17 protein-coding genes are annotated in these 22,180 nt (G+C 41.9%); 9 read left to right on the forward strand and 8 right to left on the reverse strand.

Annotated elements, in window-relative coordinates; translation table 11 throughout:
• The first annotated feature begins 28 nt into the window (after positions 1-28).
• On the forward strand, positions 29-1,045 hold the full coding sequence (locus V7K76_RS01540; RefSeq protein ID WP_334779380.1) for a sulfate/molybdate ABC transporter ATP-binding protein: 1,017 nt from the start codon (positions 29-31) through the stop codon (positions 1,043-1,045).
• A gap of 198 nt (positions 1,046-1,243) precedes the next feature.
• On the opposite strand, the gene V7K76_RS01545 is transcribed toward V7K76_RS01540, so the two are convergent.
• Positions 1,244-4,054 carry a pitrilysin family protein gene (locus tag V7K76_RS01545; protein WP_334779379.1) on the reverse strand — a complete coding sequence of 937 codons (2,811 nt, stop codon included), beginning with the start codon at positions 4,052-4,054 and terminating at the stop codon, positions 1,244-1,246.
• A gap of 443 nt (positions 4,055-4,497) precedes the next feature.
• On the opposite strand from V7K76_RS01545, the gene V7K76_RS01550 reads away from it, so the two are divergent.
• Complete coding sequence (locus tag V7K76_RS01550) at positions 4,498-4,716, forward strand: hypothetical protein (protein ID WP_334952220.1); 219 nt, start codon at positions 4,498-4,500, stop codon at positions 4,714-4,716.
• 183 nt (positions 4,717-4,899) lie between these two features.
• Positions 4,900-5,928 carry an aliphatic sulfonate ABC transporter substrate-binding protein gene (locus tag V7K76_RS01555; RefSeq protein ID WP_334779378.1) on the forward strand — a complete coding sequence of 343 codons (1,029 nt, stop codon included), beginning with the start codon at positions 4,900-4,902 and terminating at the stop codon, positions 5,926-5,928.
• Here V7K76_RS01555 and V7K76_RS01560 read toward each other — a convergent pair.
• The 5 genes from V7K76_RS01560 to V7K76_RS01580 all read right to left on the reverse strand — a co-directional run bounded on the left by V7K76_RS01560 (position 5,925) and on the right by V7K76_RS01580 (position 10,501).
• Entirely contained in the window at positions 5,925-6,167 is a 243-nt protein-coding gene (locus tag V7K76_RS01560) for a hypothetical protein (RefSeq protein WP_334779377.1), read from the reverse strand. The genes V7K76_RS01555 and V7K76_RS01560 overlap by 4 nt on opposite strands.
• Before the next feature lie 180 nt (positions 6,168-6,347).
• Entirely contained in the window at positions 6,348-7,739 is a 1,392-nt protein-coding gene (locus tag V7K76_RS01565; RefSeq protein WP_334952217.1) for an LLM class flavin-dependent oxidoreductase, read from the reverse strand.
• Positions 7,740-7,788: 49 nt separating this feature from the next.
• Positions 7,789-8,925: an FMNH2-dependent alkanesulfonate monooxygenase gene (gene ssuD, locus V7K76_RS01570; RefSeq protein WP_334952215.1), complete on the reverse strand. Its 1,137-nt coding sequence runs from the start codon at positions 8,923-8,925 to the stop codon at positions 7,789-7,791.
• Between the two features lie 17 nt (positions 8,926-8,942).
• The gene (locus tag V7K76_RS01575) at positions 8,943-9,080 is read right to left on the reverse strand and encodes a hypothetical protein (RefSeq protein WP_334779374.1); all 138 of its coding nucleotides are present in this window, start codon (positions 9,078-9,080) and stop codon (positions 8,943-8,945) included.
• 659 nt (positions 9,081-9,739) lie between these two features.
• Positions 9,740-10,501 (reverse strand): dienelactone hydrolase family protein, encoded by a 762-nt coding sequence (locus V7K76_RS01580; protein WP_334779373.1) that lies wholly within the window; start codon positions 10,499-10,501, stop codon positions 9,740-9,742.
• A 153-nt stretch (positions 10,502-10,654) separates the two neighbouring features.
• Here V7K76_RS01580 and V7K76_RS01585 point away from each other — a divergent pair, with 153 nt between their 5' ends.
• From V7K76_RS01585 to V7K76_RS01600, 4 genes are all read left to right on the forward strand, one after another.
• The gene (locus V7K76_RS01585) at positions 10,655-11,068 is read left to right on the forward strand and encodes a GNAT family acetyltransferase (RefSeq protein ID WP_334779372.1); all 414 of its coding nucleotides are present in this window, start codon (positions 10,655-10,657) and stop codon (positions 11,066-11,068) included.
• Between the two features lie 103 nt (positions 11,069-11,171).
• Entirely contained in the window at positions 11,172-11,606 is a 435-nt protein-coding gene (locus tag V7K76_RS01590) for a VOC family protein (protein WP_334779371.1), read from the forward strand.
• A 534-nt stretch (positions 11,607-12,140) separates the two neighbouring features.
• Positions 12,141-13,163 carry an NADP-dependent oxidoreductase gene (locus tag V7K76_RS01595; protein WP_334779370.1) on the forward strand — a complete coding sequence of 341 codons (1,023 nt, stop codon included), beginning with the start codon at positions 12,141-12,143 and terminating at the stop codon, positions 13,161-13,163.
• 157 nt (positions 13,164-13,320) lie between these two features.
• Entirely contained in the window at positions 13,321-14,724 is a 1,404-nt protein-coding gene (locus V7K76_RS01600; RefSeq protein WP_334779369.1) for a collagen-like protein, read from the forward strand.
• 3 nt (positions 14,725-14,727) lie between these two features.
• On the opposite strand, the gene V7K76_RS01605 is transcribed toward V7K76_RS01600, so the two are convergent.
• On the reverse strand, positions 14,728-15,288 hold the full coding sequence (locus V7K76_RS01605; RefSeq protein WP_334779368.1) for a nitrate transporter: 561 nt from the start codon (positions 15,286-15,288) through the stop codon (positions 14,728-14,730).
• Between the two features lie 918 nt (positions 15,289-16,206).
• Positions 16,207-17,529, reverse strand: a complete 1,323-nt coding sequence (locus tag V7K76_RS01610) for a hypothetical protein (protein WP_334779367.1) — start codon at positions 17,527-17,529, stop codon at positions 16,207-16,209.
• Positions 17,530-18,376: 847 nt separating this feature from the next.
• Between V7K76_RS01610 and V7K76_RS01615 the strand changes: the two genes are divergently transcribed.
• Both V7K76_RS01615 and V7K76_RS01620 read left to right on the forward strand, forming a co-directional pair.
• Positions 18,377-19,669, forward strand: coding sequence for an ATP-binding protein (locus tag V7K76_RS01615; protein WP_334779366.1), 1,293 nt, complete (start codon positions 18,377-18,379; stop codon positions 19,667-19,669).
• Positions 19,659-21,437, forward strand: coding sequence for a tetratricopeptide repeat protein (locus V7K76_RS01620; protein WP_334779365.1), 1,779 nt, complete (start codon positions 19,659-19,661; stop codon positions 21,435-21,437). The genes V7K76_RS01615 and V7K76_RS01620 overlap by 11 nt, the downstream gene beginning before the upstream one ends.
• Positions 21,438-22,180: the final 743 nt, after the last annotated feature.

Below are 22,180 nucleotides of genomic sequence, written 5' to 3' on the forward strand. Positions count from 1 at the left end.
TAGATTTAGTTGCAGAGGTATAGTAGTAGTGGGCATAGTAGTTGAGAACGTCTCCAAACAATTCGGGAGTTTCAAGGCAGTTGATGAGGTCAGCCTGGAAATTAAGAGTGGTTCGCTAGTTGCGTTACTGGGGCCATCGGGATCAGGTAAATCTACGCTATTACGGTTGATTTCCGGTTTAGAAATGCCAGATAGCGGCAAAATCCTGCTGACCGGTAAAGACGCTACATACCAAAGCGTGCAAGAGCGAAATATTGGGTTTGTGTTTCAGCACTATGCCCTATTCAAGCATTTGACTGTCAGGCAAAATATTGCCTTTGGCTTAGAAATTCGGAAGGCACAGCCAAAGAAGATTAAAGGGCGGGTAGAACAATTACTCGAATTGGTGCAATTGACTGGATTAGGCGATCGCTATCCATCACAACTTTCTGGTGGTCAAAGACAACGGGTAGCATTAGCTAGGGCATTAGCAGTAGAACCGGAAGTTTTATTGCTAGATGAACCCTTTGGCGCACTTGATGCGAAAGTCCGCAAAGATTTACGGGCATGGTTACGCCGCCTCCATGATGAGGTTCATGTTACCACAGTTTTCGTCACCCACGACCAAGAGGAAGCAATGGAAGTCTCTGATGAAGTTGTGGTGATGAATAAAGGGCGTGTGGAACAGGTGGGAACACCATCTGAAATTTACGATGATCCAGCTACAGCTTTTGTGATGAGCTTCATCGGCCCGGTGAACATATTACCTAGTAGTTCAAAGATTTTTAAAAGTAGCGGATTTGATGCACCACACCCACAAGTGTTTTTGCGTCCGCAAGATGTGATTTTTGAAACTAGCGCCAACGATGCCACGACACCTGCGACAGTGAGTCGATTGGTACATTTGGGTTGGGAAATTCAGGTGGAATTAACTTTCGATGATGGACAAGTATTGACAGCGCATTTAACACGCGATCGCTTTAATGACTTAGAGTTAGAAGCAAAACAGCGAGTGTATGTGAAGCCAAAGGGTGCCAAATCCTTCCCAGTGTCTTATTCAATTTAAAATTGCAATTCTAAATCATTCGTGAACAATAGACATCTGGTGAAAAAGAATTGTTTTGACGTAGCACTGCTACGTCTCTACAAGGGTTCTGGGTAACGCATCTTTAATTTCTGTAGATGTCTAATGAGATCCCCGACTTCTTTAAGAAGTCGGGGATCTTAATTATTGCAATTTTTACAAATCAAATCCCATTGCTATCTATCTGAGATAATTAGCCGCGCCCTTGGTTACAGCATCTCCAGGCCCAGCAGTGACAATCACTAGATTTTCGGGCTTAATTAAATCTTTAATTGCCTTTTGGATGTCAGCCATAGTCACTGCTTGAATCTGTTGAGGAAACTCTCGGATTTCCGATCGTGAAAGCCCCAAGACAGAATTATCCAAAATGATACTTGATACATCACTAGGATTAGCTAAATCCACAGGGTAGCTATTGGTAATTGAGCGTTTTGCTGTGTTAAATTCAGCCTCAGTCACTCCTTGTTCGCGCAATTGCTTGAGCAAAGCGAGAGTACTGGCGATCGCTTTTTGGGCATCTCCAGGGGCAGTTTGCATTTGAATCAAGAATGGGCCGGGATTGATGCCGGCGGCAAAAGCACTGTATATACCGTAAGTTAGACCTCGGCGATCGCGCACTTCCGTACCCAGGCGGCTCGATAAGGTATCACCACCCAAAATTTGATTTAGCACCAGTGCCGCATAATAACGTGGATCTTTCCGAGAGATGGCGCTGTAGCCGATGTAAGTCACAGCCTCAGATTTACCGGGAATTATTTTGTTGAGACGTGTCAAAGTTTGCGGTAATTGTACGGACTGTATTTTGAGAACAGGGGGCTTACCTGTGGCCTGCCATTTACCAAACACCTGATTTAGCAAAGCTTTTACCTTAGCTGGCTCAAAGTCTCCAACTATTGCGATCGTCGTGGTATCTGGCCGGTAATGTGTCTGGTAGAAGCCAAGCAAATCATCACGAGTAATGCTCTTTAAACTCTCGGCTGTCGGAAAGCTGTGGAATGGATGGTTTGCAGGGTAAATTGCCTGCTGGAATACTTGTCGTCCCAGTCCTCTAGGGTCATCTAGCTGGACTTTTAGACTTGTCAACGCTCTTTGGCGACTTAGTTCTAACTGATCGGCGGGGAAAGTGGCATTTTCTAACACATCTGCCAGAGTTTGAATCAATATTGGCAGATTTGCTGAAAGTCCCTGACCGCTAAAGTTAGTTCCTTCGCGGCTGGCACTGAAGCCCAAATCGGCTCCCCGATCTTCTAAAGTTTTTGCTAGAGTCAGAGCATTTTTAGTCTGCGTCCCATTCATTAAGTTGTTTGCAGTTAGATTCGCTAATCCAGCTTTTTGATTGCCGTCAAATTCAGTCCCGGCATTAATTTGTCCACTCAGGTTAATGGTGGGAAGGTTGCGATCGCTCAATAGCAAAACCTTCAAACCATTATTTAAGGTAAACTCTTCTGGTAGCGATTGTTTAGCTGAATCTGTTTCTGATGTCGCAGGTGGCAGATATTTAGCCAGTTCTGCCGGATCTACAGGCTTACCAGGGCTGAAGTTCTCCACTGTGCGTCCAGAACCAGCGCTAGAAGTCCCTGGCTTACCATCTGGTTGAGTCGGCTCAAAGAAACCGATAGTTTGTTGAGCTGGATTGAGGTAAGTTTTCGCGGCTTGCTGCACTTGAGCCGGAGTAACTTTTGCGATCGCAGCCAGATACCTTTCACTAAAACGATAATCCCCTGCGGTAGTTTGGTTATAACCCAGTTGATTAGCTTGACTAGTAATATCTTGGTTCCCCAAAATATATGAGGCTTGCAGCTGCGTCTTTGCTCGGTTCAACTCTTCTGAGGTGACAGGCTGCTGTTGCAATTTTGCTAAAGATTCCTGGAGTACCTGGGCAATTTTCCCCAACTCTTGACCTGGAGCCGCCGTCGCCTCAATTTGATACCAACCCGGTTCGATGAGTTCGGCTGCACCACCACTCGCTGAACTGGCAAGTCCAGATTCCACCAAAGCCTGATAAAGCCGAGAACTACGCCCACCTGTGAGAATAGCATCCATCACATCAATTGCTGGCACATCAGGATGTTTGATGTCTGGCAGAGGATACACTGCTTGCAACAGTGCAGCACTTCCAGGTTGCTTGAGGACAATTGGTGCTTTTTTAGCAACAGAGGTAGATGGAGAGGCTTCAGTGAGGGCAGAAGATGCCGAGGCATCATGGAGTACCGTGTCCTTTTTTGCTCGTTGCGATAACTTGCCAAAAGTTTCTTTCACAACTTTAAGTGCTGGTTCTGTGGCAAAATCCCCAGTAATCACCAACGTGGCATTTTCTGGGCTGTAGTAGGTTTGGTAATAATTCCGCACCTGTTCCACCGTGAATTTCTCGACATCGGCTTTTGTGCCTCCTACCGATAAGCCGTAGGCTCGATTCGGGAAAGCAGCTCGCATCACTGCCCGATCTAGACGATAGCCTGGTGAATTTTCGTACCCCTGTAACTCGGAGATCACCACCCGCTTTTCACTGGTGAGTTGCTCAGGCCCAACTAAGGAATTTTCCATGCGATCGGCTTCTAGTGTCAGCAGTGCTTCCAATTTGTCTCGCTGCACTGTGCCAAAGTAAACTGTTTCGTCGTAACTAGTAAAAGCATTGAACTGGCTACCCAAAGCACTAAACAGCCGTCCAAACTGTACTGGACGGTCAGTTGTACCTTTGAACATCAAATGTTCTAACTGGTGAGAAATGCCATTCTCTCCTTTAACTTCGTTGCGTGAACCAACTTTATACCAAACTTGCACACTCACCACTGGAGCAGTATGAACTTCCTTTGTTAATACTGTTAAGCCATTATCCAATAAGGTTTTTTGTACCCCTTGGGTGAATGAGAGAGCAGATACAGGTGTGACTGCTGTTGGTGTTGCAGCATTGGTAAAATTGCCCGAAAAAGGCACGATAGTTAAGAGAAGGCTGAGAAAAAATCCTATAAGCATGTATGAGCGTCGTTTCATAAGCAATGAAAAATTTCCTATTTTTAAATAAAACCCCAAAGGGTATTTCAACATCTAAATCTAACTCAAGTTACTCCTACACTGTGGCGCAAGTTTGCCTAACTTGAACAAGTTGCTTGAGCAAATTGTCTAGTTACAGCAGTTTTCATGTATTTGAACCACATCTGTTGTAAGGGCAACGGGCGGTTAGAAACCGCGTCTACACAAACAAAAGCTACCGATCCTGGGTTTCAAAACCTTGATTTGATTGCCTCGTTCCCAGTCTCCGACTGGGAATGCTCGTCTTTGAGGCTCCGCCTCCCTTACTGGCGGCTCTGCCGCCAGGATCAGCATTTCCAGCCTCCGGCTGGAAACGAGGTTTTAAAGGAGTTTCAGCTTAAGTTGACACTAATGAGGATTGCTGTGCCCCTACCCAATACTTTTCGGTTAAGACAAGAGACGCGATGAATCGCCGTCTTTACAAGAATCAGTCTTTCGTCTTGACGGCGATTTATCAGATATTTGCGCTCTATAATTTTCATCAAAAAACCTTACTTAACCGAACCTTATTGACATTTCTCCTGTCAAGTCTGCCTGTATTTATTTGCTGCTTGATTCTTCCAGAAGTCTATGATAATATCCGTGCAATCAAAAAATACTGTAACTTGATTGATTTACCGTAGATTAAAATCTGGTCGAGATTATGCACTATTTTCAAGGCTGCTTAATTAAATTTATCAGCTAAAAGTTTCATTTCAGTTTCTAACCAATTGCCAGTAGCACATATTCTACTGCTTTAAATCTTCGGAAGTTAAGCCTTAAGCATTTACAGTAAACCTTAAACATCAGAAAATTGTCATCACATTATGGTAGCTAAAAAACGCAACTTTCTAATATTATTAATGGCTGGAGTATTTACCCTATCCACAACTCTAGTTAGTTGTAAGACACCGAATACACCAGAGAAAGCTGCCGTCGCCGCTTCTAATGGCATTAAAACGAAGGTGTTACGAATAGGTTATTTTACTGCTGCGGATATAACTAGATCGAGACAAGTTTTAGAGAAACGCTTGAACCCATTGGGTATTAAGGTAGAGTGGGCACAATTTACCGCCGGGCCACAGCTTTTAGAAGCAGTGAATGTAGGCAGTTTGGATATTGGTGCTGTTGGTGAAACTCCACCCATCTTTGCTCAAGCAAGTGGTATTCCTTTTGTTTTGCTTGCTAATACTATACCGGGTACTGGTGAGGGTTCTGCGATCGTAGTCCCAGAAGACTCTCCGATCAAGACTATAGCTGATTTAAAAGGTAAGCAAATTGCCTTTCAAAGAGCTACTGCTAGTCAGTACTTTGTGGTTAAAGCTTTGCAGGAAGGAGGACTAGAACTAAAAGATGTCAAACATCTCAATCTCATAGCACCAGAAACTCGTGCAGCGTTATTGCGTAAGAGTATTGATGCAGCTGTATTAGGAGATCCCCATCTGGCTATATTTCAAAGAACAGAAAAAGTTCGGATTCTCCGCAATGCTAAAGGGCTTTCAACCCAAGGAGGTTACTGGTTAGCTGCACGTAGTTTTGTTAAAGAAAACCCTGAACTAGTAAAAATTGTCCTTGAAGAAGTCTATAAATTAGGCAAATGGTCTGAAGCAAATCCACGAGAAGTAGCCCAAATTATCGGGCGTGATTCCAAGCTTGATTTACCAACGTTGGAAACAATGGTCAAACGGCGGCGTTTTGGCTTGAGGCGGATTACTGATAAAGTTATAGCAGGACAGCAAGAAATATCTGACTTGTTCTATAAGCAAAAATTCATTAGCAAGAAGATTAATGTTAAAGATGTGACTCTCACGCCTGAAGAATATGCTGCGATAACCCCACCAGAAATCAAGCCTTAACTTTGGTGATGGCGATATTGAATATTGCTAGGACTTACGCAAAAACTCTCTGAAACGAATGGCACTAAGAAAAGCCCAAAGGCTTGTGTCACCTCGTTCCCAGCCTCCAGGCTGGGAATGTATTTAAAAGAGGCTCTGCCTCTCGTCAAGCTACTGGAGGCGGAGCCTCCCAGAATGGGTTCCCAGCCTGGAGGCTGGGAACCAGTCAGAGCAAGGGCTGTATCTTTTCTTAGTGCCATTCCTCTCTGAAACTCCTATTCCTTCGTATCCTTCTCTGACGAGACGCTGCGCGAATGCGTCCTTCTCCCTTGGCACTAGCCTCTCCCTTTGGGAGAAGGGGAGACGCTGCGTGTAGCTTGCTTCTCCGTAGGAGTATGCGGTTCGTTTTCTCATACTTTTGCGTAAGTCCTGAAATAAAGTTAAGCGATCGCAGCTTCAGCGACAGCCGCAACTTTGCTAAACTGATTTACCGGACGAGGTAAACCAAGATTCTCGCGTAGGGTTCGTGCTTCATACTCTGTACGGAACAGACCGCGACGTTGCAATTCAGGAATTACCAAATCGACAAACTCATCCAATCCTCCCGGCAACCAAGGTGGCATGATATTAAAGCCATCTGCCCCGCCATTGACAAACCAATCTTCTAATTGATCGGCAATTTGTTCAGGTGTGCCTAGAATCTGACGATGCCCACGCGCTCCAGCGATCCATAAATACAGTTGTCGAATCGTTAAATTCTCTCTGCGAGCCAGGTCAGTCAAAAGTTGCTGACGGCTTTTACCGCCATTAGTATCTGGTAAATCCGGCAAGGGCCCATCCAACGGATAGCCGGATAGGTCAAATCCACCAATCATTGAACCAAGCAAATTTAAGCCGACCACCGGATCGATCAACTCTTGAATCTGATCGAATCTGTCCTTAGCTTCTTGCTCAGTTTTGCCAATGACTGGAAATACACCAGGCATAATCTTGAGATGGTCAGGTGAGCGTCCGTATTGAGCTAGTCTCCCCTTCACATCTTGATAAAAAGCCTGAGCTTCTGCCAAAGTCTGCTGGGCAGTGAAAATTACCTCCGCCGTTTGTGCAGCCAGATCCTTACCATCCTCGGAAGATCCAGCTTGAATGATCACCGGATAACCCTGGATGGGACGCGCCACATTTAGCGGGCCGCGCACTGAAAAATGTTCGCCTTTGTGGTTGGGAACGTGCAGTTTATTGGGATCAAAGTAAATACCCGACTCTTTATCATGTAAGAAGGCATCGTCCTCCCAACTATCCCAAAGTTTAGTGACGACATCTACAAACTCTTTGGCACGCTCATAACGTAGGGTATGCTCCATGTGCTTTTCCCGATTGAAGTTCAGCGCTTCAGCTTCAGTAGCGGAAGTCACGAGATTCCAACCGGCACGACCGCCACTGAGATAATCTAGTGATGCAAACTTGCGGGCGAGGTGATAAGGCTCGTTGTAGGTGGTGGATACTGTTGCTGTCAAACCAATGTTTTCTGTGACTACAGATAGAGCCGACAACAGGGTGAGAGGTTCAAAGTGGACGAGTTTACCGTTACGGCTCAAAACGTCGGGGCTTTGATTGCGTTGGCGTAGCCCGCCGTAGGCATCGCGCACAGCCACGCCGTCTGCAAAGAAGATCATGTCAAATTTGCCGCGTTCCGCCGTTTGTGCCAGCCTTTTATAATGTTGAAAGTTCAAACCAGCGTCAGCTTGCGCTTCGGGGTGTCGCCATGACGCTACGTGATGGCCAGTGCTGGGCAAGAATGCACCTAGTCTAAGTTGAGGTTTTTTTGTACTCATTATTTCTCTTTCTCCTAATTTGGAAAAAACTACCAATCCCCAGTCCCTTTTACACTGGCTGGGGTTTGAGTAAATCTGTTTTGGTGACAAATTCACTAAATGTACTTGCAACTTGCTGCGGTAATGCGATCGCTGGTGTTTGTAACGGTAAGCGAGGAAACAGTAATTCTGCAACTCGATAAGCTTCTTCGAGATGGGGATACCCTGAGAAAACAAAGGTATCAATTCCTAAATCGGCATATTCCAGCATTCGTGCTGCAACTGTATCTGGATCTCCGACTAAGGTAGTACCAGCACCTCCACGCACTAAGCCCACACCTGCCCATAAGTTGAGGCTAATTTCTAGGTTTTGGCGATCGCCTTTATGCAGTTGAGCCATGCGGCGTTGTCCTTCTGATTCAGATTGAGCAAACTGCTGATGTGCAGCAGCAATGGTTTCATCATCGACATACTGAATCAGTTCATTAGCTGCATCCCAAGCTTGTTCCGTAGTTTCGCGGACTATAACGTGCATCCGAATCCCAAAACGTACCGTTCTACCTTGTTCGGCGGCTAATTGGCGTACCTTGGCAATTTTTTGAGCAACTTGATCTGGTGGTTCACCCCAAGTTAAATAGACATCAATGTGTTTGGCAGCAACTTGGAGCGCCGCATCTGAAGAACCACCAAAATATAAGGTGGGATAAGGCTTTTGTACGGGAGGAAATTGGAGTTTAGCGCCTTTAACTTTGAGATGACGACCATTAAAGGTTACTTCGTCACCCTGCATGAGCGATCGCCAAATTGTCAAAAACTCATCTGTGAGTTCATAACGCTGATCGTGATCTAAGAAAATCCCATCTTTTGCAAGTTCTTTGGTGTCGCCACCTGTCACCACATTCAGAATAATTCGACCGTTAGAAATCTGGTCAAAAGTAGCAGCCATCCTCACTGCTAATGAAGGCGACATAATTGCCGGACGAAAAGCGACAAGAAACCGCAAGCGTTCTGTAACTGAAATTAAGGAAGTCGCAACAATCCAAGTATCTTGTTTTTGTCCAGTACCAATCAACATCCCACCATAGCCCAATTTATCAACAGCTTGGGCAATTTGCTGCATGTAGGGATAAGTGGCTGCTCGTCTGCCAATTGTAGTACCTAAATAACGCTCATCTCCCTGTGTCGGTAAATACCAAAAAACTTCCATGTTCCTATCTCCTGTCCCTATTTCTGACTGATGGTTTCTGGTGTGATGGCTGCATATTGTTCGCTAGTCAGCATCGCTTCCTTAATACTGATGTGTTTAGGAATCACTTTTTCTTTGGCAAACAAATCTGCAATCTTCTGTTGATTTTCCATCATGGATGTGAGACTTTGCTATTATTTGGCTTTGACTATTTGGTTAATACTTGCTTGCCGATTTTCAATCGTAGAGGCGCACATATGTGCGCCTCTAGCGAATAGCCCTGGCAAATAGAATGAGACTTGTTGGCGAATTAATAGGGGGTCTAACCCATCATTCCTCACTATTCTGATTTCAGTCCGTTTCAACGGACTTGAACTATTAGCCCGAAATTTATTTCAGGGCGGGAATGCAACGCCAAACCAATATTTTAGGGGTGAGGGGTCAAACCCACCATGAATTGACCAACAGTCTCATAGAATTCGCGGCTACACTGGCATTGTCCGCCTCTGCGGACTAAAGTCAAACAATTTTGGATTTTAGATTTGCGATAGCGCAGCGTTAGCGAGTCCGCGTACTCTTACAGAGAAGCAAGCTACGCGCAACGTCTCGTAGAGAGCGTCTTTTGGATTGACTGCGCCCACAAGGGGACACAGCTTAAAGATTTTAAATTGACGATTTTAGATTTGTTCCGCCCACCAGGGGCGGGGCTTGAACCAAAAACAATTTAAAATCTAAAATCTAAAATCTAAAATTCGGAGGGTCAAATTAAGGGTTTGAAACCCAGGATCGGTAGCTTTTGTTTGTGTAGACGCGGTTTCTAACTGCCCGTTTCGCGTTAAGTTGACACTTTTTGAAGCTGAAGGTTCTTTTGGAACAATTCTTGAACGTTTTTCCAAGCATCGGCAGCAGCTTCGGCATTGTAGCTGGCGCGATGGTTGCAGAAAAAGCCATGTCCTGCTCCCGAATAGCGGAAGATGGCATGGGGAATCTGATGTTTCTTCAATTCGGCCTCAATCTGTTCGGTTTGTTCTAAGGGGATTCCCTGATCGTCAAGGCCAAAGAACGCGTAAATGGGGCCTTTAATCTCGGCAGTATGAGTAATGGTTGGCTCTCCACCGCCGGGAGTTGAGTTGGGAATACCACCACCATAGAAAGAAGCTGTAACTTTAATATCTGGTAAAGTAGCAGCGAGATAAACGACATGACCGCCAAAGCAGAAACCAATGGAGCCGATCGCGTCTCCTTGGACATTTGGTAAGGTTTTTAAGTAAGCGATCGCAGCTTTAATATCACTCAATATTTCTTCTGCTGTTGTTTGCTCTTTATAACCTCTCCCTTGCTGCACATCTTCAGGGGTATATCCACCCTCAAAACCAGGGGCGGTGCGTTGAAATAAAGTCGGTGCGATCGCCACATACCCATCTTTGGCAAATTTCTCAGCCACTTCCCGAATGTGAATATTCACCCCAAAAATTTCCTGAATCACGATCACAGCAGGGTAGGTTCCCTTTTGGACTGGTTCAGCTAAGTAAGCATCAATCTGCAAATCTCCGTTAGGGACTTTAACTTGAGCGGTGCGAATTTCTGTGTTTGTCATCTTTCTTAGGGATTAGCCTGTAGTTGCTTTCAGGACGAAATGTTTTATGGTAAGTTTTGTACAATACTACCCAAACAATACCGATTTACCGTAGTTTCAAGAGTAGTATTTCACAAACAATGTGCAAAGGCAAGTCATTTGATTGAGATGTAGATGAATATAAGACCGTACCAAGAATCTGATGCAGAATCAGTCAGTGCGCTATGGGATGAGGTGTTTCCTAATAACCCGTCGCACAGCAGCCCAAAATTGGTAATCAGTCAGAAGCTTGCTGTACAGCCTGAGTTGTTTTTCGTTGCTGAGATTAACTCTGTAATTGTAGGTACGATCATGGCGGGATATGACGGACATCGCGGTTGGCTATACACAGTTGCAGTCAGCCCTCAGTATCAACGGCAGGGTATTGGTAGCAAACTAGTGCAACACGCAGAGAGGGTATTGATAGCGATGGGATGCATCAAAATCAATCTCCAAGTTCGTGTCTCCAACGCACAAGTCGTTGAGTTTTATAGAAAACTTGGCTATCTCGTCGAAGAACGCATCAACATGGGAAAGCTTGTCACATAGGCTTTTTGTGAGTTGGAACAGAAAAACTTGAGAAATACGCCAGCAATACTACAAAAAGTGATTGTAGCGTTGCCAAATTTAACCCAAACTAGGAGAAAAATTTATGAAACTTGATGCAGTTCATCATATTCAGGTAACCTATCCGCTTGAGGTGGAGGATGCAATGCTGTTTTTCTACAGCAAAGTTTTGGGATTGACTGAAATTCCCAGACCTGAAGTAATTAAAAACGATTCAGGAGCATGGTATAAATTGGGAGATATTGAACTGCACATTAGTACAGAGAAAAACGCTAATAACCAAGCATCTAGACGACATTATTGTTTTCAAGTCAATAACTTGAACGCTTTTGAGGAACATCTAAAAAGACATGGGGTAGAAATTATTCCCGATCAACGACCACTTCCCGGATACGTGCGATTTTTCCTCCGCGATCCTGGTGGGAATCGTATAGAAATAGCAGAGTTTGTCAAGAATACTTTTGAACAGCTACAAACAGAGGAGTTACTATTAGAAAAGCATTCAGTAACATTGTCTTAGATACGAATCGTACTAAGGAAAATAAAAAAATATCCAATTAAGTTTTGTGGGGTGGGCGTCTCGCCCGCCCAGTTCATAGGGATAGAATTTTAAGAGAACATCATGAGTTAGACGATAAACTATGGGATGATTATATTTACAGCATTTTACGGAGTGAGTGGGAAAATAGCAGATTTTTCAATAATTAGCTGTTTAATTAATTTTGATTATTAGTAATATAATAAAATACGGCTCATTTAAGGGCCACTGGCAACAATTTTGGGTTTTAAAGACGCGATAAATCGCCGTCTCTACAAGTGTTTTGGGTTTATATGAACTGTATTTTAATATAATAACCAAATTTATTTTTTAAGCTTATGTCGAAAATGGAGAAGAGAAAATCAGGGTTTTCGAGTTATGCAGAGTTTTTTGAAACATAAAATAATAATCCGAGATTTTTTGTCAGTCTCACACTAAAGGTAGAGGTATTTTTGGAATGCTTGCACACATCTGTATACTCATAAATGGTCAGATTAATTTAGAGGAAAATAACTGATGTCTGATTTAATTAACAAACAAATCATTCTTAAAAGTCGTCCAGTTGGTGAACCAAAAGAGAATGATTTTGCTCTAGTAGAAACACCAACTCCCGAACCAGGTGAAGGCGAAATTCTTAGCCGCACCATTTATCTATCTCTTGACCCTTACGTGCGTGGTAGCATTAGTGCAGGCAAGTCTTATGCTGCACCAGTAGAGTTGGGTTCAGTTATTGTCGGTGGTACAGTCAGCCAAGTAATTAAATCAAATCATCCTCAATTTCAAGTAGGGGATTTTGTTCTTAGTGGTAATGGTTGGCAAACTTATGGTGTATCTAAAGGTGAAACACTGCGTAAACTTGATCCCACTCAAGCACCTTTATCCTATAGTTTAGGTGTACTGGGTATGCCTGGTCTGACTGCTTATGCTGCTTTACTTGATATTGGTCAACCGAAAGAAGGTGAAACTGTTGTGGTTTCAGCTGCTTCTGGTGCTGTGGGTGCGGTAGTAGGTCAAATCGCCAAAATTAAAGGTGCGCGAGTAGTAGGAATTGTTGGGAGTGACGATAAGCGGGATTATATAGTTAAGGAATTAGGTTTTGATGTTGGCATTAATCGCAAAACTCAAGAACTTGATTCAGCCCTTAAAGAAGCAGCCCCCAATGGCATTGATGTTTACTATGACAATACCGCAGGTGTAATTTTAGAAGCTGTGTTGCAGCAGATCAACCTTGGGGCAAGAATTCCACTAGTAGGTTTGATTTCGGAGTATAACGCTACATCTACTCCACCAGGGCCGAATTTAAGACCATTGCTAGTCAAACGGGCTTTGATTAAAGGTTTTTTAGTTCGTGATTACCAACATCGATTTAATGAATTTTTACATGATGTTTCTGGATGGTTACAGTCTGGTCAACTCAAATATAAAGAAGATGTAGCTGATGGTTTAGAGAAGGCTCCTGCTGCATTCATCGGTTTACTTAGAGGTGATAATTTTGGCAAGTTGATTGTTAAGGTCAATGATGACCCAACAGCAGCTTAAAAAGATCCCCGACTTCTTGAAGAAGTCGGGGATCTGAATCTCTCAAATTATTTCCAAATGGGCGACAATTTTGGCATATCAATGAATAAAGGGGAGCAAATTGTTGGAAATCAGCGTCAGGACTAGATAATCCAACTAAAGTTTTAGGTGTAACTAGATGCACAATGGTTTTAGGAGTAAGCTGCCACTATTACTGACATTCTGCTTATTTACTAGCTTGTTGCCTGCCTCTAGTTCAGTTTTATGTCCAGCCGTTGCCTCTGATGAATACTATAAAATAGCTAGAAATTATGACAGAGACGGACGCACCGGAACCGATGGGCGATCGGGTAGAGATGGTGGTAGCGGTGAAAACCAAAATATTTTTGTCAATGGTTCACCTGTAAATCTTGATTTATCGGGTAAAGATGGTGAAGACGGGGAAGATGGGGAACATGGCGATCAACCTGACTGTGGTTCCCAACCCCAACGCGTCAGCCACGATATAAGCGCCCCAAATGGTGGTAATGGCGGTAACGGTGGCAAAGGAGGAAATGGGGGAAATGGCGGTTCCCTGACAGTGTATTACAGCAATTTGGCAGATTTACGAAATATTTCCATTAGGGCAACTGGTGGAAAAGGTGGGCGCGGCGGTCGGGGTGGCAACGGTACGCAGGGTTGTAACTGTCACAGACGGAGATGGGAAGTAAAAACCTGCCAGGGAACTCCTGGTAGCCCTGATTATAAGTGTACTGAGAAAGTTTATCGATGTAGTGACGGTAGCGATGGGCGAGATGGCAGTGATGGTAGCGATGGTAGCCAAGGACGCTTAGGAACTTTGAGTATTGTCAATAGCAAGGAAGCTTTGGCCGCTGATAATCCAACTGTGCAGCTAGCAATTTCGCAACTGGTAAACAAACAATTCAACCTCTCAAAGAACAAGTGGAATCAACGCATAGGGGCAGCTTCTCTACTTGCGCCTGGTGCTGCGATCGCTGATAATTATCTTGAGTTTGAACAACGTCTAGAAGAGGCTTTTCAAATAGTTTGGCAAGAAAGACAACCCATCACCAGCTTTGATAATCAAGCTGTAACACTAAATTTAACTGATAACAAACAAGTAGAAATTACTTTTTCTGAGGAATTATGGGTTGAGGGTAGTACCAAAAGTGAGGCTAACTTAACAACATTTACCGTTAATCATGCCATTGCCAAAAAAGATGTCACCCGGTTGGCTGTGGCAGAATTTGCCGATGCCGGACAAAACCTGAACTTAAAAATAGTGGATTTGGCAGCCAAGTCTGATGCCATTAATACTCAGTTTCGCGTGAAATTCCGCGCCCAGGATAGCTTACACGGTTTTTCTGGCTACAAAACTGAATACGAGGGGGATATTCCTAACGAACTTGTGACTCGTGACTACAATCGTTTTACTTTAGCTTTGGGCAAGCTGAAAATTCCTGACGAAGCTTTACGCCCTGGTGTCAATGTTGATATTGAAGTTATAGCAACTCGTTCGTTGGGAATACGTTCTGCCAAGCAAACTATTAGCTGGCAAGGTGCAATCCGCAAGCCTAAATAAAGTTTAAGAAGATTTTTTGCCATCTGAAACCATTTGCGAGAGAATATAAGCTGCGAAATCTAGTAACTGATCTAGCAAAAAGCCAATAATCCCGATGTAGATAATCACCTGGATTATATAATCAGTATTGCCAGCTTTATAAGCCTCCCAAAGAGTAAAGCCAAGTCCTTTTGGGCCTGTTAACATTTCTGTGGCAATAACTATAAACCAGGCTACCCAAATGCTAACTTTCAAGGCATGAAATATATGAAAAATAGCTACTCGAAAGTTATTATTCTGTCTCTGAAAATGGCGCATACCTATTGCTGTATTAATGATCATCGTCCAGAGAGTTCCTATAAAAACTACTATAATAGCAGCCGTGTCGCTCTCTTGAAATGCTATTAGGGCAATAGGTAGCAAAGCTATAGGAGGAATACTATGCGGTATCTGAAATATCAGTCTAAATAGCTGGTAAATCACGCTATTCATACCGATGAAATATCCAACAAAACTACCCAATACAACGGCGGGAATGTAACCAACAAATAACCGTTGTAGGCTAGCTACAATGTCTAAAAACATATTATTTTCTCTGCCTCAGTTCTCATAGAAAACATTTGGGAAATACTGCGGCATCAACACAAAACAGCAAATACAAAAGGTATTTAATTACACCTTGTTTTTGATTCCTACAAGATTTTTTATCGTAAATTAAAGGGTTTAAGAACCTACAATCTACATGTAGCACCCATTTCAGTCGGGGTTTGTCTTGAGAAATCGCTCCACTTGGGCAAAGCCCAAGACCGCGTTTCTCGCTAAATCCTCGTCTGAAATATCTTTAATTTTGAATTTTGTTAGCGCAGCGTAAAGCCTTCTCTTTCAGAGACGCTAACGCGAACGGCATGGCTTCGCTTAGAGCGAGTCTGCGAGCGTCATTTTGAATTTTGAATTGTTAAATCTTCTCCTTATGAATGGCTAATTAAAAAACTAGGTATGATTACGATTTGAGAGGAGTAGTACAAAGAAGAGGTAAAATTTATCTTTACTAAACTTTATCAGAAAAGCAAATCGCGATTAGTAAATTCAATACAATTTCCATAATTTACTTGCTTGATGATTACACTAAGTATGAATATCTACAACTTTTAATACTAAATAAATAGCAAATTTTGTTATTAGAAATACAGAATATAGCGCAATACGGTTCAGTTAAGAAAAATTGTAGGTTGGGTGAAGCAAAACGCAACCCAATAAAGCCCTGAAAATATTGGCTCTACGTTCCTCAACCCAACCTATACAACTAAAGGTTTTTGACACTAACCCAAGCGTATCAACTTTAAAGTGAAATGGTATTAGAGGCTGTTTGAAAAGTCTAATTTAATACCAGCCCTGGCGATTAGAAATCGCGGCTACACGAAACTTTACCCACCTCTGTGGGTTGAAGAAGTTTAATAAGTGCCTAAAATCACAACAAGTCACTTTTCAAACAACCTCTAAGATTTAGTTAGGAGGAATCGATGGATTGCTCTCTGGTGGATTGTCTTGTTTTGTTAAAATGGGTGGTTCAGATAAGTTATCTTCTTTCGATGAAGATTCTGGATTTTTTGTCATACCATGCTGCTCTTGCCCTCTAAGTCCAAGATATGTTGCAGAACTGATTCCTTGTAGTGTCAGAAGTGTATCATCAAATTCCGGCATTGCCAGATTTTTAATCACTTCCAAAATAAAGAATAATCCGATCGCAACTGTCCAAATAAATGTTTGGAACCGATGAAAGTTTACTCCATTAATATCCGATAATATATCAGTGAAAAAACCTTCAGAAACTCCTTGACTACCTTTTCTATTTTCTTCATTACCCTGGCCATCAATTAACGAAGTACCAAATGCAGTTACAGAGTTAATTCCTAATAAAATTAGTGATTGCCGAGTCAAAATATTAGCATAATCTCCTGTTATGCCGTAGATAATCAGGTAAGAACCAAAAATTAAAAACGTCCAAAAAGCAAGTTGAGATATCGAGAGGCTGAAGGGGTTTTTGTACAATTTTTTTCTACCAAGAAAAAATTGAGCAATTCGGCTTTTCCGAGTTTGTTTTTGAACTTCAAGCTTTTGTGGAATTAACAGTTCCCCACTAGCGATTACTTCTTTTTGAGAGTAGACGCCTTCTATTCCAGGGCTACGAAGGGCATTTCGGCAATATCTAATGAATATTAATGCAATAGCCAGAAGTAGAAACAGACACAGCCAAAATCGCCATGATAACAGAACTATTTTTAATCTAGGAGGTGATAGAGGATTGCTCACCGGAATCGCCAGTTTCTTGGGACAGCCTACTCCCGGAATCACGTTAATACTATATCTGTTTCCTTGACCAAGAAGCGTATTCCATGCAGCTTGAGACGAGTTGGTACGTTTTAGTAGAAAGGCTAACCAATTATCATCAACAATTTTGCTTTTATCTTTACCCGGAACCAAGACGGTGACTGGTTCTCCGTGGACATCCTCTAGTTCATAGCCATCTAGGTACAACACTAATTGGCGAGGATCAAATGGATTTTTAGCCGTTGCATTTCTGGTCGCTGCTGCTAATCCTTCAACTCTTATCCTGATGCGATCGCCCATTGTAACTTGGGTGCGATCGTTGTCAGCAATGACTTGTTGAGTTTTAAGATTAGGAGGCACTGAACAGACTTGAGGCGATGCCAAATTCACAGCAGGGACATCTGAACTATCTTGAGCAATTACTGCAAAGTTGATAGAAACAATCAACAGAAAAACCAACAGAAAAATAGCAGTAAATTTTTTAGCGTTTTTATACATCGCTCGGTATTCCACCAACAGTGATTACTATGTCGGTAGTGTAACCATACTTGAGTGATTCTGTATATTAAAAAACTTGTCATGCGCTGTGCAACTTATCTTTATAAGAAGAATTCAGAACTCAGGAGTCAGAATTCTGTACGAGTGGGTGATAGCGCCGGCGGCAAGCGAGTATTTTCGAGTCGCGTCTGAATATTGGTTAAAACCGTATTTCTCTACGAGACGCTACCGCGTAGCAAGATCCCCGTAGGGGTACGTCCCGCTACACGCTTTCGACCCTATTAGGCGAAAAAAATAAAAATATTCTCGCCTGAAAACTCTATCCCTTTATGGGTAGGGTAGAGTATTCTGAATTCTGTATTCTGACTCCTCTTTTATTTGTGAAAATTTGCGGTGGACAGATACCCGACTTCTTAAAGAAGTCGGGTATCTAACTTTTCACGAATGATTTAGGATTGCTATAGCACATCGTAGGAATTACTGGACTTTACTCTCTTATGGATAGCAAGAGGATACAGAAACAAAGCAAGCTAAAAATTTTATTTTATAAATGAAAATTTAATTTTATTGATTTGTTAGGTAACTTTCACTATTTCAAATGTATAATCTATTATTTATTCAGATTTGTCGAATGTATAATCTATTGTTCACTCTTATTTAGATTCACCTCTATTACTTGCTTCTCGGTTGAGATTGTGGAAGAGAAAGTATCCTCTTTAAAAACATACGACAGTATCACCTAGTACTCATTTATTGACGAAGTTAGTAAAGCTGTAATTGGCTGAACTTCTACTTCAAAAATCATGAGCCATTATATGGATAGTTAGCACCTTCCCGGCACTATCCAATGTCTCAAGACTTATTAAACTCCTTTCAAGAAGCATACAGCAATCTCGAACTATTTCCGTTGATGGAACGGAACGAAATGGAAAGATTTAGAGTCGAATATGGTGATGATTTAATTGCAGACCTGAACCAATTAGTGGAAGATAGTCCTAATGGAGATGGCAAAATTGTCTTTACAGGACATCGAGGATGTGGTAAGTCTACTTTGTTAGCTGAGTTTAGCAGACAAATTCAAGATAAATATTTTGTAGTTCTGTTTTCTATTGCTGACAAAATTGAAATGTCGGCTGTTAATCATATTAATATACTGTTTGCGATCGCAGTTAATTTAATGACAGAGGCAGAAGCCCGCAAAGTTGATATTCCGCAATCTACGAAAGAAGCTCTTTATAAGTGGTTTGCTACCCGTACTCGCACTGAAGAATTAAATTTGCAGGCAGAAGCTAGTATAGGTTTTGACCTCTTAAAATTGATTAGCTCTAAATTAAAAGCTGATGCAAGCGTCCGGGATGAAATTAAGCAAGAGTTTGAACGCAAGTTATCAGATTTAGTTGCCAGAATTAACGAAATTGCGGCTCTAATTCAAGCTGCAACTAAACAAAACGTTTTAGTAATTATTGATGATTTAGATAAACTGGACTTAGGTAGAGTTAATGAAATTTATCGGGATAATATTAAAGCTCTTTGTCAACCTAACTTTCAAATTATTTACACCATCCCCATCGCAGTCCTTCGGGAAACATTCATCAGCACAATAATTACTACTGAAACCAACGATCAAGTGGTGGCAATGCCTGTATTAAAAATATTTGATAAAGGTAAAAATCGCTTCCCTAATGCCCAACCTCGCCCGGAAGCAACAAAGATTCTCGGTGAAGTTTTACAAAAGCGGATTCCCAGTGAATTAATTGCGCCTGAAACGGCTGAAAAAATTGTAATTTATAGTGGTGGCGTATTGCGAGAGTTAATTCGTATCTCCAAGGAATGTTGCCGCATTTGTTTACGGATGATCCGGCGAAATCCCTCAGCAGAAGTTATTATTGATGATAAAATTCTCCTCCAAGCAATCAATAAAATTCGCAATGATTTTTCTATCCGTTTAGGAAAGGTTGATATCGATATTTTACAGAGTGTTTATGAACAATTTATGCCCAATGACCCCAAACAACCAGAGTTTTTGGATTTGCTACATGGGCTATATGTTCTAGAATATCGCACTGATGAAACTTGGTACGATGTTCATCCAATTATTATCGAAAGCTTGAGAAGACAGGGAGCTATTAATGTTAAATGAGGAATTATTAGATGATGATGGAGAAAATCAAGATGCGTATGATGATTTAATTGTTTCTATTGAAGCTCAAAAGCGGGGATTAAATTTGCTGATTGCCGTTTGTGATGATGCTAGCTTTCGTGATGAGATTATTGCCCAATATGAAGCCGAACTACAACCTAAGTTTCGTCCATATCGAGTAACTTTAGCACGTCATGAACCAAGCCTTAAAGCTGCTCTTAACCAACTGGTACAACAAGAAGAATATCTCCATCAGCAGAAGCCGGCGGTGATTACTGTGACGGGTGCTGAACAACTTTATTTTCTCAGGTTGGGAAAAGAGCAATCAGAACAGGAGAAATTTTTTGGTTACTTACAGTGGACAAGGGAAGGATTGCGCGAATTTCCCTTTGCGATCGTGCTTTGGGTAACTAATCAAATTTTAGTCAACTTGATTAAAAAAGCCCCTGATTTTTGGAGTTGGCGTAATGGTGTATTTCGGTTTGAATCTAAAAAGACAAATGCTATTCCTGGTAAAGAATTAGAAAATATCCGCTTTGTTTTTAGAGACACAGAATTAGCCAGCACAGATACTAATGAAAATAATCACTTTTTCTTACCCATCCAAGATTTACAAAGGCTAATCGAGAAAGTCGAACAGGAGCAAGGAACTAAAGATCCTATCTTGGCTACTTTATATTCAAGGTTAGGTGATATTTACCGCAGCAGATTAGAGCGGGGTGAATCTCAAAATTATCAAGAAGAACAAGAATTAGCAATTAAATATTGGCGTCAGGCGAGTGAGTTACAAAATGAATTAAGTTTGCAGATAGACTTAGCTACTAGCCTCAACAATTTAGCAGGAATATATCGTGCAATCGGAAACTACAGCGAAGCCGAACCCTTATATAAACAAGCTTTAGAATTGAGGAAACGCCTGCTAGGAGAGAACCATCCTTCTTTTGCGACTAGCCTGAATAATTTGGCAGGACTCTACAAATCTACTGGACAATATAATAAAGCGGAACTTTTATATCAACAAGCTTTAGAACTTAGGAAACGCCTGTTAGGAGAAAACCATGCTGATGTTGTCGCTAGTCTGAACAATTTGGCATTACTATATGATGAACAAGGACGTTATGACGAAGCAGAACCTCTATATCTGCAATCATTAGAACTCGAAAAACGTTTGCTTGGCGAAAATCATCCTTCTTTCGCTCTCATACTGAATAATTTAGCGCTACTTTATTATCATCAAGGACGTTACAGTGAAGCTGAACCGTTGTCGCAACAAGCAATAGAACTAGATAAGCGATTTTTGGGAGAAGAGAATCCTGATGTTGCAACAGATTTGCACAATTTAGGTTTAATATACCGCGCTCAAGGACGCTACGAGCAAGCTGAATCAGTGTTTTTGCAATCATTAGAACTCAAGCAGCGTTTATTGCAAAAGGCGCATCCGCTTTTAGCAGATACTATCTATGCTTTGGGTTATATGTATAGAGAACAGGGACGTTACAATGAAGCGGAATCTTTATGTATAAAAGCATTAGAACTTGATAAGCTTTTGTTAGGAGAAAATCATCCTAATGTTGCGGAAAGTCTCAACAATTTGGCAGAAATTTATCGTGCAACAGGGCGTTATGGTGAAGCAGAGCCGCTTTATTTGCAAGCTTTAGATATTTGTGAACGAGTCTGGGGTGTAAATCATCACCGTAGTGTCACTGTTCGTCAAAATTTAGAAAAACTTGCCGCAGTAATGGAGAGTAGTGACGACTCTCACCGCTAATTGCTTTTCAATTAGCGGGAGCATCTAACCTCACGATTAGAGTTTGCTGATTCACAGGTCTGGTATTCCAGTAACCTCCACAGCCAGCAATGATGCGTCCACACCACCGTTTGTACAAGAAACCAAAGTTTTGTACAACCAAGGTAACTGATTTTACGCAACCAACCTAACAGATGAAATCTGTATTTCTGGATGCAACCCCATATCAGTTTTCAAGGTTCAGTCTGTTGGTTTGGGATGAGAGTTTTCCGGTCTTCGGCTCCAACAGTAGACTACTGACTCGATCTCTTTAATTATATCCCGAAATCCTTATCATTCAAAGGTTTTAGCTATGAAGATTACAAAAAGATTGGTAAATACAAGGGTATCGTAGTTATAAATTTTCTCACCCACTACTTTGCCTACGAAAAAACTGTCCAAGCGCTCAGTCCTGGAGGAGCGATCGCACTCAACAATAACTAACACCGTCAAATCTACTGGCGAACCTCGACAAAACCAGCTTGCTCAATTGCTCAGATCCCCGACTTCTTGAAGAAGTCGGGGATCTTTTTGTTTATAGATGCAATGACGTTATATAAGTAAAAAAACGCACAAATAAGTATTAATTTTTCTGCGTATATGTTCAATTTAGATATTGAAGTTCAAACCACCTACCACAGTTAACTCACCGCGTTGAACTCATTTTGTATTAAGTAGTAAGAATAACTGTTAAATATTGATGCAAAATCGGGTAATTTATTGAA

The organism is Nostoc sp. (assembly GCF_036917975.1).
GTDB lineage: Bacteria > Cyanobacteriota > Cyanobacteriia > Cyanobacteriales > Nostocaceae > Nostoc.